The following is a 17,421-nucleotide window of genomic DNA, read 5'->3' on the forward strand; positions in this document are numbered from 1 at the left end:
TGGCGTGGCGGATTGTCCGGGAAGACAGGCGGCCAGTTTTGCAGGCTGTGACCCGCAATGCAAAGTGGAATAAATATTCCACCTGAAAATAATTTAGAAAAATTCATTGATCAAGGCCCGGCGCCGTTCTAGTCTGCATCCACGAACTCGCTTGCAAGCATCGGTTTTGCAGGCAAGGGCATCAGCACTCAAATCCATAACAATAAAAGAAGAGGGGCCGGCATGGGCCAGACTCGTTTTGCCACTGGGCGTCAGCTGGACGTGATTTGTCTCGGCCGCCTGGGTGTCGATCTCTACGCGCAGCAGATCGGCGCGCGCCTGGAGGACGTCAGCAGTTTCGCCAAATACCTCGGCGGCTCCTCCGCCAACATCGCGTTTGGCACCGCACGGTTGGGTGTGAAATCCGCCATGCTGACCCGCGTTGGCGACGACCACATGGGCCGTTTTCTGGTGGAGTCCCTGGCGCGGGAAGGCTGCGACGTCAGCGGCGTCAAGGTCGACGCCGAACGCCTGACCGCCATGGTCCTGCTCGGCATCAAGGACCGCGAAACCTTTCCGCTGGTGTTCTACCGCGAGAACTGCGCCGACATGGCGCTGCAACCGGAAGACATCGACGAAGCGCAGATCGCCTCCAGCAAGGTGCTGTTGATCACCGGCACACATTTCTCTACCGATCAGGTGTTCCGCGCCAGCAGTCAGGCGCTGGACTACGCCGAAAAACACCACGTCAAACGCGTCCTCGACATCGATTACCGTCCGGTGCTCTGGGGCCTGGCCGGCAAGGCTGACGGCGAGACGCGCTTTGTCGCCAACGACACCGTCAGCCAGCACGTGCAGCGCATCCTGCCGCGCTTCGACCTGATCGTTGGCACCGAAGAAGAATTCCTCATCGCCGGTGGCATGACCGATTTGCTCAGCGCCCTGCGTCGGGTCCGCGAACTCAGTGCCGCGACCCTGGTGGTGAAGCTTGGGCCCCAAGGCTGCACGGTGATTCACGGTGCGATTCCGGCAAAGCTGGAAGACGGCGCGATTTACCCCGGCGTGCGCGTGGAAGTGCTGAATGTGCTGGGCGCGGGCGATGCGTTTATGTCCGGCTTTCTCAAGGGTTGGCTCAACGACGAGAGCGATGAGCGCTGCTGCCAGTTGGCGAATGCCTGCGGCGGTCTGGTGGTGTCGCGGCATGCGTGCGCGCCGGCCATGCCGACGCTGGTCGAACTGGAATATCTGTTCAACAGCCCGGTGGCGATTACCCGACCCGATCAGGACGCGGTGCTGCAGCGCCTGCACCGGGTCAGCGTGCCCCGTCGCGAATGGCAGCCGCTGTTCATCTTCGCCTTCGATCACCGCGGGCAACTGGTGGAGCTGGCGCAAAAGGCCGGGCGCGATCCGGCCTGTATCGGCCAGCTCAAGCAGTTGTTCGTGCAAGCGGTCGCGCGGGTCGAGGCCGATTTGCACACGCGCGGGATCGCTGCCGATGTCGGCGTGCTGGCAGATCAGCGCTTCGGTCAGGATTCACTGAATGCCGCCAGCGGGCGCGGCTGGTGGGTGGCTCGCCCGGTGGAAGTCCAGGGTTCACGCCCGTTGGCGTTCGAGCACGGGCGTTCGGTGGGCAGCACGCTGCAAAGCTGGCCTCAGGAACAGATCATCAAGTGCCTGGTGCAATACCACCCGGACGACGAGCCGATGCTGCGCCTGGAACAGGAAGCGCAACTGCTGGGGCTGTATCAGGCGGCACTGGCCAGTGGTCACGAACTGCTGCTGGAGGTTATTCCGCCCAAGGATCATCCTTCGACCCATCCAGACGTTATCTACCGTTCCCTCAAGCGCCTCTACAACCTGGGCATTTACCCGGCCTGGTGGAAAATCGAGTCGCAGCCCGCCGAGGTCTGGGAGCAGCTCGACGCGCTGATCCACGAGCGCGATCCGTACTGCCGGGGCGTGGTGTTGCTGGGGCTGAACGCGCCCGCCGAAACCCTGGCGGCCGGCTTTCGTCAGGCGGCGAAAAGCACCACCTGCCGCGGTTTTGCCGTCGGCCGGACGATTTTTCATGAGCCCAGCCGAGCCTGGCTGGAAGGCGAAATCGACGACGCGGGCCTGATCACGCGGGTGCAGAGCAATTTCGGTTTCCTCATCGAATCCTGGCGCGACGCCCGGGCCTGACATCAGAACCCGCGGCCTCTGTTTTCAGTTGAACGAGATAACAACAATAAAGGTGCAGCCATGCCCGCTTCTGCAATCCGAATTGGCATCAACCCGATTTCCTGGAGCAACGACGACCTCCCGGCCCTCGGCGGCGAAACGCCCCTGAGCACCGCGCTGGGTGAGGGCAAGGAAATCGGCTACGAAGGCTTCGAGCTCAACGGCAAATTCCCCAAGGATGCCCAAGGCGTGGCCGATGTGTTGCGCCCCTATGACCTGGCGCTGGTGTCGGGCTGGTATTCCGGTCGGCTCGCCAGCCGCTCGGCGGCCGAGGAAATCGACGCCATCGCCAGCCACGTCGAGCTGCTCAAGCACAACGGCGCCACGGTGCTGGTGTACGGCGAAGTGGCCGATTCGATTCAGGGTCAGCGCATTCGATTGGTCGAGCGACCGCGTTTCCACAGCGCCAGCGCCTGGCAGGCCTACGCCGACAAGCTCACCGAGCTGGCCCGGTTTACCCTGTCCCAGGGCGTGCGCCTGGGCTATCACCACCACATGGGCGCCTACGTGGAATCGCCGGAGGACATCGACACGCTGATGGCGCTGACGGGCGATGAAGTCGGCCTGCTGTTCGATTCCGGTCACTGCTACATGGGCGGCGGCGAACCGCTTCAAGTGCTGAGCAAACACATCGACCGCGTCTGTCACGTTCACTTCAAGGACGTGCGCAAGCCAGTGGTGCAGCTGGCGCGCAACCATTTGTGGAGCTTTCCGGACTGCATCGTCAACGGCACCTTCACCGTGCCCGGCGATGGCGACATCGATTTCGCCGCGCTGCTGGATGTGTTGATGCAGGCCGGTTACCAAGGCTGGCTGGTGGTCGAAGCGGAACAGGACCCGGCCGTCGCGCCGAGCTATGCCTATGCAAAGAAAGGCTACGAGACCCTGCGCGCGTTGCTGGCCGCCGCGCAGGTCAATCACTCCGCTCGACAACACAGCACGCCCCAACAACCGCCTGAACACAGGAGTCTGTGAACATGAATCTCTTGGTCAAGAGCAAGGCCGAAGGGCGCGACGTGGTCGCGCTGGCCGACGGCGTGCTGACGTACGTCGGCTTCTCCGCCCATCGATTGAGCGTCGGCGAACGTCTGCCGGTGAGTGCGGGCGACAAGGAAATCTGCCTGGTGCTGCTCAGCGGTCGCATCAGCGTCAGCGGCGAGGCGCCGGGGCAGGGCGGTTTCAACTGGGAAAACCTCGGCGATCGGCAGTCCGTGTTCGAGGACAAATCTCCCTTTGCGGTGTATCTGCCGCCGGGCAGCCAGGCCGAAGTCACGGCGTTGAGCGCGGTGCAGATTGCCGTGTGCGCGGCGCCCGGCGATGCGTCCAAAGACCTGCCGGGGCGCGTCATCACACCCGACACGATGAAACGCAGCGTGCGCGGCCGGGCGGCCAACACCCGTTACGTTTGCGACATTCTCCCTGATTCCGAGCCCGCGCATTCGTTGCTGGTGGTGGAGGTGCGCACGCCCTCGGGCCACTCATCCAGCTACCCGCCGCACAAGCACGACACGGATGATTTACCGCACCAGAGCTTTCTCGAAGAAACCTATTACCATCAGGTCGACCCGCCCCAGGGCTATGTGTTCCAGCGCGTGTACACCGACGATCGCAGCATCGATCAGGCCATGGCCGTGGAGAACAACGACCTGGTCACGGTGCCCAAGGGGTATCACCCGGTCACCGTGCCGTACGGCTACGAATCCTATTACCTGAACGTGATGGCCGGCCCCAAACGCGCCTGGCAATTTCATAACGATCCGCAGCATAGCTGGCTGCTCGATTTGTAAATCTATTGGAAGGAGCCCCTCAATGAGCACTGCCCCGATCATCGGCCACTACATCAACGGCCAGATTCACGACAGCGCCGAGCGTTTCAGCGATGTGTTCAATCCGGCCACCGGCGCCGTGCAGGCCCGGGTCGCGCTGGCGGAACTGAAGACCGTCGATGAAGCCGTTGCCGCTGCCCAGGCGGCGTTTCCCGCCTGGGCGGACCAGTCGTCCCTGCGCCGTGCGCGGGTCATGTTCAAGTTCAAGGAGCTGCTGGACCAGCACCATGACGAGCTGGCGGCCATCATCTGCCGCGAGCACGGCAAGGTGTTTTCCGATGCCAAGGGCGAGGTGGTGCGCGGCATTGAAATCGTCGAGTTCGCCTGTGGCGCGCCGAGCCTGTTGAAAAGCGACTACAGCGACAACATCGGTGGCGGCATCGACAACTGGAACCTGCGTCAGCCACTGGGCGTCTGCGCCGGCGTCACGCCGTTCAATTTCCCGGTGATGGTGCCGCTGTGGATGATCCCCATGGCGCTGGTCACCGGCAACTGCTTCATCCTCAAGCCGTCCGAACGCGACCCGTCGGCGAGCCTGCTGATGGCGCAACTGTTGAAACAGGCGGGCCTGCCGGATGGCGTGTTCAACGTGGTGCAGGGCGACAAAGTGGCCGTGGACGCGCTGTTGCAGCACAAGGGCATCGAGGCGATTTCATTTGTCGGCTCCACGCCCATCGCCGAATACATTCATCAGCAGGGCACGGCCCACGGCAAGCGCGTGCAGGCCCTCGGCGGTGCGAAAAACCACATGATCGTCATGCCCGATGCCGACCTGGATCAGGCGGCCGACGCATTGATCGGCGCAGCTTACGGTTCGGCTGGCGAGCGCTGCATGGCGATTTCCATCGCCGTGGTGGTGGGTGACGCGGGGCAGAAACTCATCGACAAGCTGCTGCCGCGCATCGATGCCCTCAAGGTCGGCAACGGCATGAACGCCGACTCGGACATGGGCCCGCTGGTCACGGCGGTGCACAAGGCCAAGGTCGAAGGCTACATCGCCCAGGGCGTGCAAGAGGGCGCGAAGCTGATTGTCGACGGGCGCAACTTCACCGTGCCGGGGGCGGAACAGGGCTTCTTCGTCGGTGCCACGCTGTTCGATGAGGTGACGCCGGAGATGACTATCTATAAGGAGGAAATATTCGGACCGGTGCTGGGCATCGTCCACGTGCCCAATTTTGCCTCGGCGGTGGAGCTGATCAACGCCCACGAATTCGGCAACGGCGTGTCGTGCTTCACCAGCGACGGCGGCATTGCCCGGGCCTTTGCGCGCAACATCAAGGTCGGCATGGTGGGCATCAACGTGCCGATTCCGGTGCCGATGGCCTGGCATTCGTTCGGCGGCTGGAAGCGCTCGCTGTTCGGCGATCACCATGCCTACGGCGAAGAAGGCCTGCGGTTCTACAGCCGCTACAAGAGCGTCATGCAGCGCTGGCCGGACAGCATCGCCAAGGGCGCGGAATTCAGCATGCCGACGGCGAAGTAGGGGAACAACGTTAATCGTTTGCTGAACGCGGTCGATGTGGGAGCGAGCTTGCTCGCGAAGGCGGCTGTATGGCCACTGGGGATGTGCCAGACGGACCGGCCCCTTCGTGAGCAAGCTCACTCCCACAGGGATCATCGCTGAGTCTGAATATTCAGCCCAGTCAGCCAAGTCCGCTAACCATTCCCAGGGCTTTCATCACCGCCAATAACAACAAGGTGCAAGCATGACCACGACTCGATTGACCATGGCCCAGGCCCTGGTGAAGTTTCTCGATAATCAGTACGTCGAAGTCGACGGCGTGCAGAGCAAGTTCGTCGCCGGGGTGTTCACCATTTTCGGTCACGGCAACGTGCTCGGCCTGGGCCAGGCGCTGGAGCAGGACAGCGGCGAGCTCATCGTCCATCAAGGCCGCAACGAACAAGGCATGTGCCACGCCGCCATGGGTTTTGCCAAGCAACACCTGCGGCGTAAGGTCTACGCCTGTAGCTCGTCGGTCGGCCCCGGCGCCGCCAACATGATCACTGCCGCGGCCACCGCGTCGGCCAATCGCATTCCGCTGTTGTTGCTGCCCGGCGATGTCTACGCCAGTCGCCAGCCCGATCCGGTGCTGCAACAGATCGAACAGTTCCACGACCTCAGCATCAGCACCAACGACGCCTTCAAGGCTGTGAGCAAATACTGGGACCGCATCAACCGCCCCGAGCAGCTGATGAGCGCGGCCCTCAACGCCATGCGCGTGCTCACGGACCCTGCCGAAACCGGCGCCGTCACCCTGGCGCTGCCCCAGGACGTGCAGGCCGAAGCCTACGACTACCCCGATTCATTCCTGCAAAAGCGCGTGCACCGCATCGACCGCCGTCCGCCCACCGAAGCGATGCTCAACGATGCCGTGACGCTGCTCAAAGGCAAACGCAAGCCGCTGCTGATCTGTGGCGGCGGCGTGCGTTATTCCGGTGCGGCCGTCGAGTTGCAGGCGTTCGCCGAGCGCTTCGGCATCCCGTTCAGCGAGACCCAGGCAGGCAAGAGCGCCATCGTCTCCGCCCATCCACTGAACATGGGCGGCATCGGCGAGACCGGCAACCTGGCGGCGAATACCCTGGCCCGGGAGGCGGACCTGATCATCGGCGTCGGCACCCGTTACAGCGATTTCACCACCGGCTCCAAATCCCTGTTCCAGAACCCTGACGTGCAATTCCTCAACCTCAACGTTGGCGCTTTCGATGTGCAGAAACTCGATGGCGTGCAGGTACTGGCCGATGCGTGCCTCGCGCTTCGCTCCCTGTCGGATCAGTTGGGGGACTACCGCGCGCAGTGGGGCAATCAGCCGCGCGAGGCGAGGGCTGCTCTGGATGCGGAAGTGGATCGGCTGTACGCCGTGGACTATCAGGCCGAGGCTTTCGAGCCGGAAGTCAGCGGCCATTTCGACCCGCAGGTGCTGCGCGATTTCATCGAAATGACCGGTTCGTGCCTGACCCAGAGCCGGGTATTGGGCGTGCTCAACCAGCAATTGCCCTCAGACGCGGTCATCGTCGCGGCGGCCGGCAGTCTGCCCGGCGATTTGCAGCGGGCGTGGCGCAGCACCAGTGTCGACAGTTACCACGTCGAGTACGGCTATTCGTGCATGGGCTATGAGGTCAACGCCGCGTTGGGCGTGAAAATGGCGGCGCCGGAGCGTGAGGTGTACGCGCTGGTGGGCGACGGTTCCTACATGATGCTGCACTCGGAACTGGCCACGTCGATTCAGGAACGGCGCAAGATCAACGTGGTGCTCCTCGACAACATGGCCTTCGGTTGCATCAACAATTTGCAGATGGGCAACGGCATGGGCAGTTTCGGCACCGAGTTCCGCTACCGCAATCCCGAGACCGGTCAGCTGGATGGCGACTTAGTGCCGGTGGATTTCGCCATGAATGCTGCGGCTTATGGCTGCAAGACCTACAAGGTCAGCAACGCCCAAGAGCTGGAAGCGGCACTGGCCGATGCGCGCCTGCAGACCGTTTCGACGCTGATCGACATCAAGGTGCTGCCGAAAACCATGATCCACGGCTACCTGTCGTGGTGGCGCGTGGGCGTGGCGCAGGTGTCGACCACGGGAACAACGGCCGAGGCGTACGAGCGGCAAAAAGCGGCGTTGGCCAAAGCCCGCCAGTATTGAACACAGGCCCTGTAGGAGCGTGGCTTGTCCCGCGATCTGCCGGGAACCGGCAGCACATTAGGCAATGCGATGTGTCTGATACACCGCATTGGCTGGATTGACGACGACTGCGTCGCCGATCGCGGGACCAGCCACGCTCCTACAGGGCAAGGAGATTACACATGAAAATCGGACTCATCGGCTACGGCAAGGGCGGGCGTTACTTTCACGCGCCGCTGATTGCCAGCCAGCCCGGCGTGACGTTTGCCGGCGTGGTCACCCGTTCGCCGGAACGCCGCCAGGACCTGCGCAACGATTACCCCAAAGTCCCGGCTTTCGACAGCCTGGCCGATCTGGTCGCGGCCGGTGTCGATGCGGTGGTGATCTCGACGCCGCTGGCCTCCCGCCGTGCCTTGATTCTCGAAGCCATCGAACTCGGCGTCCCGGTCGTCAGCGACAAACCGTTCGCGCCGGATGCCCAGGCGGCGCAGGCGCTGGTGGACGCCGCCGAACGCCGAGGCGTGCTGCTGGGCGTGTACCAGAACCGTCGCTGGGACTCGGATTTTCTCACCGTGCGCAAACTGATCGATCAGGGCGTTCTCGGCGACATCAGCCGCTTCGAGTCCCGGGTCGAGCGCTATTCGCCGTCCTCGGTTGGCAAGGAAAGCGGCGGCGGCATTCTCCGCGATCTCGGCAGCCATCTGGTGGATCAGGCACTGCTGCTGTTCGGGCCGGTGAAGCGGGTGTACGCCGAGCTTGAGTTCGCCACTCTTGAGCAAAAGGTCGATCACGGCTTCTTTATTTCACTGACCCATGCCAACGGCGTGGTTTCGCACCTCTGGGGCAACTGCCTGCAAAACGCCCAGGGCCCGCGTTTTCGAGTCAACGGTTCACAGGGCTGCTATACCGTGGAGGGCCTCGACGGTCAGGAAGCTGCCGCACTGGCCGGGTTGTCCCCCCGATCCGAAGGCGATCGCTGGGGCGTGGAAGAACACCGACGCTGGGGCTGGTTCGAGCAGGGCGAGCACCGCGAGCGGGTCCCGTCGGAGCGTGGCTGCTGGACCGAGTTTTACCGGCAGTGGCAGGAAGCGGTGATGAACCAGGGGCGTAATCCTGTGGATGCAAACGATGCGGTGGCCTCGGCCCGCGTGCTGGATGCCGCGAGGATCAGCGCGATGGAGGGCAGGGTGGTTGTGCTGTAGGACGTGCACCCGGATGTCCCGCGAGGGAGTGCGCTGCACCCACCGGATTGTCCGAACGAGGCGCATCAAACCGAAAATAGAAATTAATTCTAAAAGCTGTTGAAGTAGAAATTATTTTCCAATAGAGTCATTTCCAGGTTGCCGACGATCGCCGTCAGCGCCTGGTGCCGGGTTTCCCGGCAGCAGGCCGAACGAGCGACACAAAAACAAGAAAGCCAATCGCAGACAGGTACCGCCAATGAATATCTTCAGATCAGCCGCCAAGGCTTGCCGCCCCTTCTTACTCGCGCTTCCTGCTATTCCCCGCGCTGTTTCCCACAGATTGATCAACGCCGCCCCCGCTGTCGAATCCGCCCTCGAAACCATCGCCCATGTGCTCTGCGTCCAACGCCGCGGCGTTGTGGTATGCGGCGCATCGGGTGGTTCGGTCGCGCACCTTTCAGACACGGCGTGCACTGCTCCGCGCTGAGTGTCAGTACCTCCAGCCGTCATCATCCCTGTCATTACAACAACAAGAATCTGGAGAAAGACCGTTCATGAATACCCCGCTCCGTTTCACCTCACTCGCTCTAGCCCTCATGCTGAGCAGCGGCGTCACCCTGGCCGCCGACCTGAAGATCGGCGTGTCCATGTCGCAGTTCGATGACACGTACCTGACCTACATGCGCGAGGACATGGACAAAAAAGTCAAAGCCATGGGCGGCGTCGATTTGCAGTTTGTCGATGGCCGCAATGACGTGAACAAACAGCTCGATCAGGTGCAAGAGCTGATTGGCAAGAAGGTCGACGCACTGATCGTCAACCCCGTCGACACCGAAGCCACCGTGAAGATCACCAAGGCTGCCACGGATGCCGGCATTCCGCTGGTCTACGTCAACCGCCGTCCGGACGATCCGAAGCTGCTCGCAGGCGTTGCCTCTGTGACCTCCGACGACAAGGAAGCAGGGCGCATGCAAATGGAATACCTGGCCAAGAAAATGGACGGCAAGGGCAACGTCGTCATCTTGCTCGGTGAGCTGGCCAATAACTCGACCCGCGACCGCACGGCGGGCGTCAAGGAAGTCCTGAAAAACTACCCCGACATCAAGGTCACTCAGGAGCAGACCGGCGCCTGGCAGCGGCAGAAAGGCATGGACGTCACCAATGACTGGCTGACCCAGGGCCGCGACTTCAAGGCGGTCATCTCCAACAACGACGAAATGGCCATCGGTGCGGCCATGGCCCTGAAGCAGGCGGGCAAAAAAGGTGAGGTATTTGTGGCCGGTGTCGACGGCACGCCGGACGGTCTGAGCGCGGTCAAGAAAGGCGACCTCTCGGTCTCGGTGTTTCAGGACGCCAAGGGGCAGGGCGAGGGCGCAATCGATGCGGCTGTGAAACTGGCGAAGAAGGAAACGCTGCCCGAACAGGCCATCGTGATTCCTTTCAAGCTGATCACCCCGGAAAACGTCAACACCTTCAAATAACCGCTCATCTCAGCCCGACTGACACCCGGCAGAGCACCGCCTGGCCGTGCCTCTGCCGACCCTGTCACCCGAGGAGCCTGTGACCATGTTCGCTTCCACAACCGCTTCGGCTTCAACCCTCTCGCCTGTCTCCGGGACGACGAACGACGCCGAGCACCCTTATCTGCTGGAAATCACCAACATCAGCAAGGGCTTCCCCGGGGTGGTGGCGCTGGACAACGTGCAACTGCGCGTGCGGCCCGGCAGCGTGCTGGCGCTGATGGGCGAGAACGGCGCGGGCAAGTCCACGCTGATGAAAATCATTGCCGGCATCTACCAGCCCGACAGCGGCGAAATCCGCCTGCGTGGCGAGCCGGTGGTGTTCCAGTCGCCGCTGGCGGCGCTGCAATCGGGCATTGCCATGATCCATCAGGAGCTCAACCTGATGCCCCACATGAGCATCGCCGAGAACATCTGGATCGGCCGCGAGCAGCTTAACGGCCTGCACATGGTCGACCACCGTGCGATGCACCGCTGCACGGCGCAATTGCTCGGACGCCTGCGCATCAACCTCGATCCAGAGGAGATGGTCGGCAACCTGAGCATCGCCGAGCGGCAGATGGTCGAGATCGCCAAGGCCGTTTCCTACGACTCCGACGTACTGATCATGGACGAGCCGACCTCCGCCATTACGGAGACGGAGGTCGCCCACCTGTTTTCGATCATTGCCGACCTGCGGGCCCAGGGTAAGGGCATCATCTACATCACCCACAAGATGAACGAAGTGTTTGCCATCGCCGATGAGGTAGCGGTGTTCCGGGACGGCGCCTATATCGGTCTGCAGCGGGCCGACAGCATGAACGGCGACAGCCTGATTTCGATGATGGTTGGCCGTGAACTCACCCAGCTGTTTCCCGAACGCGACCAGCCCGTGGGCAAGTTGCTGCTGTCGGTTCGCGACCTGTCGCTCAACGGCGTGTTCGAAGGCGTGTCGTTCGACCTGCACGCCGGCGAAGTGTTGGGCATCGCCGGGCTGATGGGCTCGGGGCGCACCAATGTCGCTGAAACGATCTTCGGCATCACCCCCAGTACGCGCGGGGAAATCCTCCTCGACGGCACGCCGATCCGTGTCAGCGACCCGCACTTCGCCATCGAGAAGGGCTTCGCGTTGCTCACCGAGGATCGCAAGCTCAGCGGCCTGTTTCCGTGCCTGTCGGTGCTGGAAAACATGGAGATGGCGGTGCTGCCCCATTACGCTGGCAACGGTTTTGTCCACCAGAAAGCCTTGCGCGTGCTGTGCGAAGACATGTGCAAAAAGCTGCGGGTGAAGACGCCGTCCCTTGAGCAGTGCATCGACACGCTGTCCGGCGGCAATCAGCAGAAGGCGCTGCTGGCGCGCTGGCTGATGACCAACCCGCGGGTGCTGATCCTCGATGAGCCCACCCGCGGCATCGACGTCGGCGCCAAGGCCGAGATCTATCGGCTGATTTCCCTGCTCGCCAGCGAGGGCATGGCGGTGATCATGATTTCTTCCGAACTGCCGGAAGTGCTGGGGATGAGCGACCGGGTCATGGTCATGCACGAAGGCGAAATGATGGGCACCCTCGACCGCGCCGAGGCCACCCAGGAGCGGGTCATGCACCTGGCGTCCGGAAACCCGGTCCACTGAATCTCGGGCTATTGACGCTCCGATTCAAGCACTGCACCACGCCCCAGTCACACTGCCCCAGTCGGGTCGCACAAGAACAAGAGGCACACATGAAGATGAACGCGATGCTGGAAAACAAACCTGCACTGGCGCCCCGCAAGCACAAGCGCCGGCTGCCCACCGAACTGAGCATCTTTCTGGTGCTGATCGGCATTGGCCTGATTTTCGAACTGTTCGGGTGGATCGTCCGCGATCAGAGCTTTCTGATGAATTCCCAGCGGCTGGTGCTGATGATTCTGCAGGTGTCGATCATCGGCCTGCTGGCCATCGGCGTGACCCAGGTCATCATCACCACCGGCATCGACTTGTCGTCAGGTTCGGTGCTGGCGCTGTCGGCGATGATTGCCGCCAGCCTGGCGCAATCGTCGGACTACACCCGCGCCGTGTTTCCGTCGCTGACCGATCTGCCGGTGTGGGCGCCCGTCATCGCCGGCCTTGGGGTGGGGCTGCTCGCCGGGGCGATCAACGGCAGCATCATCGCCATCACCGGCATCCCGCCGTTCATTGCCACGCTGGGCATGATGGTCTCGGCGCGGGGGCTGGCGCGCTACTACACCGGCGGCCAACCCGTGAGCATGCTGAATGATTCCTACACCGCGATCGGCCAGGGCGCCATGCCGGTGATCATCTTTCTGGTGGTCGCGGTGATCTTTCACATTGCCCTGCGCTACACCAAGTACGGCAAATACACCTACGCCATCGGCGGCAACATGCAGGCGGCGCGCACCTCGGGGATCAACGTCAAGCGGCATCTGGTGATCGTCTACAGCATCGCGGGTCTGCTGGCCGGGCTGGCCGGGGTGGTGGCGTCGGCACGGGCGGCCACCGGGCAGGCCGGCATGGGCGTTTCCTACGAGCTGGACGCCATCGCGGCGGCGGTGATCGGCGGCACGAGCCTGGCCGGTGGCGTCGGGCGGATCACCGGCACGGTCATCGGCGCGCTGATCCTCGGGGTCATGGCCAGCGGCTTTACCTTCGTCGGCGTCGATGCCTACGTGCAGGACATCATCAAGGGCCTGATCATTGTCGTCGCCGTGGTCATCGATCAGTACCGCAACAAGCGCAAGCTCAAGCGCTGAGTCGTTCAGGCGTCATCAAAGAGGGCCTCATTGCAGGCCCTTTTCGTTTTTCATCGGTTTGAACCGATCACGCCACGATCGGTCAGACACCATCTGCCTCGTTTCGAGGACGCCCGGGCCGGGTGAAGGGTGCGATCAAATCCCCGGCGCGACCCAATGCCACCGGGTATTGCGGCCCTTGTTGGACGAATCCTGATCAATTATGTTGCCGAGTACCGAACCCGGCCTTAGACTGCCGCCCCTCGTAAATTGAGTGCCAAGCGGCGCTTCGAGACTACGGCGCGTTTAATGCCAGGTTGAGGCGCACCTTTGAGATCGCCTTAATGCACGTTTTTTTATAGAGAAATCAATGACCAAGGAAAAGTTGCTGGCGATGCCGGCCGATGACTACATGAACGCCGAGCAGCACGCGTTCTTCGTCGGCCTGTTGCAAGCCATGAAAGTCGAAATCCACGAGCGCATCGAGCAGAGCCGTATCGCGATCGAAAGCCTGGACACCCCGGCTGACCCTGCCGACGCCGCTTCCGTGGAAGAAGAGCGCCACTGGCTGGTGAACGTGATTGACCGCGATCAGCGCATGCTGCCTCAGCTGGAAATGGCCTTGAGCCGCATCGCTGACGACAGCTTTGGCTGGTGCGAAGACAGCGGCGAGCCGATTGGCCTCAAGCGCCTGCTGATCAGCCCGACCACCAAGTACTGCATCGAAGCTCAGGAACGTCACGAGCAGATCGACCGCCACCAGCGTCAGGCGTGATCCATCGGGTTCGACCGCCCGCAACGGGTGGTCGAGCCGTTCCCTTGCGCACCGTTCAAGCGCCTACCGTATAGCCCCCCCCCGTCGCAGCACATTCCGACCGACTACCACCAATGACTCATGGCGCATGGCCGCTATTTGGGCGTTTAATGCTTTCACAATAATGAAAGCAGGGCAGGTCCCGGACATGGATGCGAAAGGTCGTCACGCAGCAACACCCTCCCACCCCGCGCACGCGGCCGTCGACAGTCAGGTCGTCACCGGTTCGCGCTGGCTGACGCCCGCCCTGCAAAGCCTTGGCTTGTGCCTGCTGTTTGCGGCGATGGCGTGGGGCTATGTGTCCGTTTACGTGTGCCTGCCCGTCGCGCTGTTGATTCTGTGGTTGCCGCCGCTGTTCGCCGGCCGAACGCCGGTGGCGGCGGTAGAGGCGGGCGAAGACACCATGACGCGTTTGACCCGGGACCTGTCCCGAAGCACCAGTCACAACGCGCTGTCTGCGGCGGCCGTGGCGTTTTCCGTCAGGCAACTGGCGGGCAAGCTGCAGTCTCAGGTCAACGCGGCCGAGCAGATCGTCAGCAGCGCCGATGTGATGATCGCTACCGAGCGCGCCACGTCGACCCTCAGCCAGCAAGCGCTGACGGCCGCCAGCCAGGCGCGGGAGAGCAGCGGCGCCGGGCTCAACGTCCTCAACGCTTCCATCGGCCTGATGCACCAACTCAGTGAGCGGGCCGACAGCAGCCGTGAACTGATCGAAGCGCTCAGCCAGCGCAGCGAAGACATTCAGCGTGTGACGGCGGTGATCCAGTCCATCGCCAGCCAGACCAATCTGCTCGCCCTCAACGCCGCCATCGAAGCCGCGCGGGCCGGCGAACACGGCCGTGGCTTTGCGGTGGTGGCCGATGAAGTGCGCGGGCTGGCCGGGCGCACGGCGACGGCGACCAGTGAAGTCGGGGAGATGGTCGTTGATATCCAGCAGCGCACCCGTCAGGTGGTCGAGCAGATCCGGCAGTTGTCGGGCGACCTGAGTGGCGGCGTGGCGCAGGTCGAATCCACCGGTCAGCAACTGGCGAGCATCGCTCAGCTGGCGGTTGGCGTAGAGCAGCAAGTGGGTGAGATCGCGCGGGGCGCCCAGACCAATCAGGCGCAATTGAGCAGCCTGTTCGTGGCCGTCGAGCAAATGCGCAGCGACCTTGCCGTCAGCGATGACCAGACCCGGCGCCTGGCGCAATCGGCGTTGCAGATGGAGGAGCAGGCGGAAACCATCAGCGAACGCCTGGCCCAGGTCGGTCTGGATGACTATCACCAGCGCATTTACGACCTCGCCCGCGAAGGCGCCAGCCAGATCGCCGCCACGTTCGAGGAGGACATCGATCAGGGCCGGGTCAGCCTGACCGATCTGTTCGACCGCGCCTATCAGCCCATCGCCAACACCTCGCCGGCCAAGTACCAGACGCGCTTCGACCGCTACACCGACCAGACGCTGCCGGCCATTCAGGAACCGCTACTGACCCGTCATGAGGGGCTGGTGTTCGCCATCGCCTGCACCCAGCAAGGCTACGTGCCGACCCACAATAAGGCGTTCAGCCGACCTTTGACGGGCGACACGGCAGTCGACGCGGTCAACAACCGCACCAAGCGCAAGTTCGACGACCGCACCGGGATTCGCTGCGGCAGTCACCAGCAGCCGGTTCTGTTGCAGACCTACACCCGCGACACCGGCGAACTGATGCACGATCTTTCCGTGCCTGTCATGGTCAAGGGCCGGCATTGGGGCGGGCTGCGACTGGGCTATAGGCCGGAGAAAAGCTGAGGACTGAGTTGCAAGCTACAAGCTTCAAGTGAAGAGCAGTGAGCAGTGATCGGGCGTCTTGTGGCTTGCCGCTTGAAGCTTGCAGCTCTTCGCGGAGCGTTAGTTGTGAGACTAAGGCCCTTTAATTATTTAAACGTCCGATATTGAAGTAGGAAGCGTCTGAAGTGCAGTTCCATCGGTTGACGGGACGTTAACTGCGATCATCCTGTGAGTATATGTCCGAATATGTAAATGCCTGTTCGGGACTCATGTCAGTACTCAAGGATGAATCAAATGACAAAGAAAACTATCACTCACGCGTCGGCCGATTCCCGCACCGACGCGCCGGAAGTCACCGTTCGTCTCGGTGTGTTCTTCGACGGGACCGGTAATAATCGCGTCAATAGCCAGATAGGCGCCGACTGCCAGGCCATGGCGGAAGTCTATGGCGGCGTGCATATAAAAGAATGTGGTGGCCGACACACTGACCCCGGCAGCAGTTACAGCAACAGCCCCACCAATATCGCGAGACTGGCCGGCTTATATAAGCAACAGCGCAAGGCGATCATTAAAGCCGACGGCCTGTATGTATATGGTGCGGTGTATGTCAGCGGCGTTGGCACTACCTCTGGCGGGCGCGATTCACGCGTGTCGGGCCAGGGCTTTGGTCGCGGCACCACCGGCGTGGTGGCAAAAGTGTCGCGGGGAATCAAAAAACTCGCCGACGAACTTCAGATGTTTGAAAGCGATAATCCGGGTTGTGTCATCGGTGCGCTGGAACTGGACGTGTTTGGCTTCAGTCGGGGTGCGGCCTCGGCCCGGCATCTGGCCAACGAAGTGCTGAAAAAATCCCGGGGCGCGCTGGACCCGGTTCTGGACCCGCGCAAACTGCCGCTGTCGGACAGCTTCTCATGGGCCAGCGGCAGCGTACGGTTGAAGGTTATCGGGCTGTTCGACACCGTGGCCGCCGTCGGTGGGATCTCCGATCTGGGCAGCGTTCGGGATGCGGTCAATAAACGGGTCAATCTGTTTCTGCCGCCCGGGTGCGCGCAGCAGGTGCTGCATCTGGTGGCCGGCGATGAGCATCGGCGCAACTTCGTCCTAAACAGCGTCAAGCCCGACTGGCCCCGGGAAATCGTGCTGCCCGGCAGCCATTCGGACATCGGCGGCGGTTACCAGCCTCAGGAGGTGGAGAAGGTGTCGCTGTTCCGGCCACGCCGCAGCCTGGTTTGCGTCAATACGCCCTACGACGAAACGGACGCCTGGCTGCAGGCCCATGCCGAGCTGTCCACCCTCGACGCCAGGCGTCTGCTCGACCCCACCGATGAGAGCGCTTCGCTGGGTGTTGAATGTTTCGAGCGGTTTGCCAGCAGCTCACGCGGGGTCAAAACGGTGGTCGCAACGGTGACGCTGGAACGCCGCGTCTACAACCACCTTGCCCACGTTTACCTGCGGCTCATGCACACCCTGGCGAGTGACGAAGGTGTGCCGTTTTTGCCGATCCGTGATTCCGCAGAAATCACCCTGCCACCAGAATTGCGTCCCATCGCCGCCAAGCTGATCAGCCATGCAAAAGGAGAGGGCGGGGTGCTGAACGACGCCGAGCTGACGCTGTTGCATCAGCGCTACATCCATCGCTCGGCGCACTGGAACAACGCCCGACGCGATGCGCTGGTGGATGGTCTTTTTGTGCACGCGCCTGCGCGGAATGGGCGGCAGATGTTTTCCAATGTCGGCCAGCCCGGTTATCCACAGTGACCGGGCTGCCTTGAGGGGTTGGGGCACGATAATGGCGGATCAGGCAA

11 protein-coding genes and 1 pseudogene are annotated in these 17,421 nt (G+C 62.5%); all 12 read left to right on the plus strand.

What is annotated here, in order from left to right; genetic code table 11:
* Positions 1–222: 222 nt before the first annotated feature.
* Entirely contained in the window at positions 223–2,160 is a 1,938-nt protein-coding gene (locus SLW75_RS13210; RefSeq protein WP_410934647.1) for a bifunctional 5-dehydro-2-deoxygluconokinase/5-dehydro-2-deoxyphosphogluconate aldolase, read from the plus strand.
* A gap of 60 nt (positions 2,161–2,220) precedes the next feature.
* Positions 2,221–3,174 (plus strand): myo-inosose-2 dehydratase, encoded by a 954-nt coding sequence (gene iolE, locus SLW75_RS13215; RefSeq protein WP_410934648.1) that lies wholly within the window; start codon positions 2,221–2,223, stop codon positions 3,172–3,174.
* A 2-nt stretch (positions 3,175–3,176) separates the two neighbouring features.
* A complete protein-coding gene (iolB, locus tag SLW75_RS13220; protein ID WP_410934649.1) occupies positions 3,177–3,986 on the plus strand; it encodes a 5-deoxy-glucuronate isomerase in 810 nt (269 codons plus the stop codon).
* Between the two features lie 22 nt (positions 3,987–4,008).
* Entirely contained in the window at positions 4,009–5,508 is a 1,500-nt protein-coding gene (locus SLW75_RS13225; protein ID WP_410934650.1) for a CoA-acylating methylmalonate-semialdehyde dehydrogenase, read from the plus strand.
* A gap of 223 nt (positions 5,509–5,731) precedes the next feature.
* Positions 5,732–7,663, plus strand: coding sequence for a 3D-(3,5/4)-trihydroxycyclohexane-1,2-dione acylhydrolase (decyclizing) (iolD, locus tag SLW75_RS13230; protein WP_410934651.1), 1,932 nt, complete (start codon positions 5,732–5,734; stop codon positions 7,661–7,663).
* 161 nt (positions 7,664–7,824) lie between these two features.
* Positions 7,825–8,844, plus strand: a complete 1,020-nt coding sequence (locus SLW75_RS13235; protein WP_410934652.1) for a Gfo/Idh/MocA family protein — start codon at positions 7,825–7,827, stop codon at positions 8,842–8,844.
* A 536-nt stretch (positions 8,845–9,380) separates the two neighbouring features.
* Entirely contained in the window at positions 9,381–10,307 is a 927-nt protein-coding gene (locus SLW75_RS13240; RefSeq protein WP_410934653.1) for a sugar ABC transporter substrate-binding protein, read from the plus strand.
* An 85-nt stretch (positions 10,308–10,392) separates the two neighbouring features.
* The gene (locus tag SLW75_RS13245; protein ID WP_410934654.1) at positions 10,393–11,955 is read left to right on the plus strand and encodes a sugar ABC transporter ATP-binding protein; all 1,563 of its coding nucleotides are present in this window, start codon (positions 10,393–10,395) and stop codon (positions 11,953–11,955) included.
* Positions 11,956–12,050: 95 nt separating this feature from the next.
* Entirely contained in the window at positions 12,051–13,073 is a 1,023-nt protein-coding gene (locus SLW75_RS13250) for an ABC transporter permease (protein ID WP_065986264.1), read from the plus strand.
* Between the two features lie 349 nt (positions 13,074–13,422).
* The gene (locus tag SLW75_RS13255; RefSeq protein WP_065986217.1) at positions 13,423–13,827 is read left to right on the plus strand and encodes a TraR/DksA family transcriptional regulator; all 405 of its coding nucleotides are present in this window, start codon (positions 13,423–13,425) and stop codon (positions 13,825–13,827) included.
* Positions 13,828–14,623: 796 nt separating this feature from the next.
* Positions 14,624–15,637 (plus strand): annotated as a pseudogene (locus SLW75_RS13260) (methyl-accepting chemotaxis protein); the annotation flags it as partial.
* Positions 15,638–15,910: 273 nt separating this feature from the next.
* On the plus strand, positions 15,911–17,374 hold the full coding sequence (locus tag SLW75_RS13265) for a T6SS phospholipase effector Tle1-like catalytic domain-containing protein (RefSeq protein ID WP_369318723.1): 1,464 nt from the start codon (positions 15,911–15,913) through the stop codon (positions 17,372–17,374).
* Positions 17,375–17,421: the final 47 nt, after the last annotated feature.

The sequence above is a fragment of the Pseudomonas sp. W5-01 genome (genome assembly GCF_046540435.1).
In the GTDB taxonomy this organism is placed as follows: domain Bacteria; phylum Pseudomonadota; class Gammaproteobacteria; order Pseudomonadales; family Pseudomonadaceae; genus Aquipseudomonas; species Aquipseudomonas graminis_B.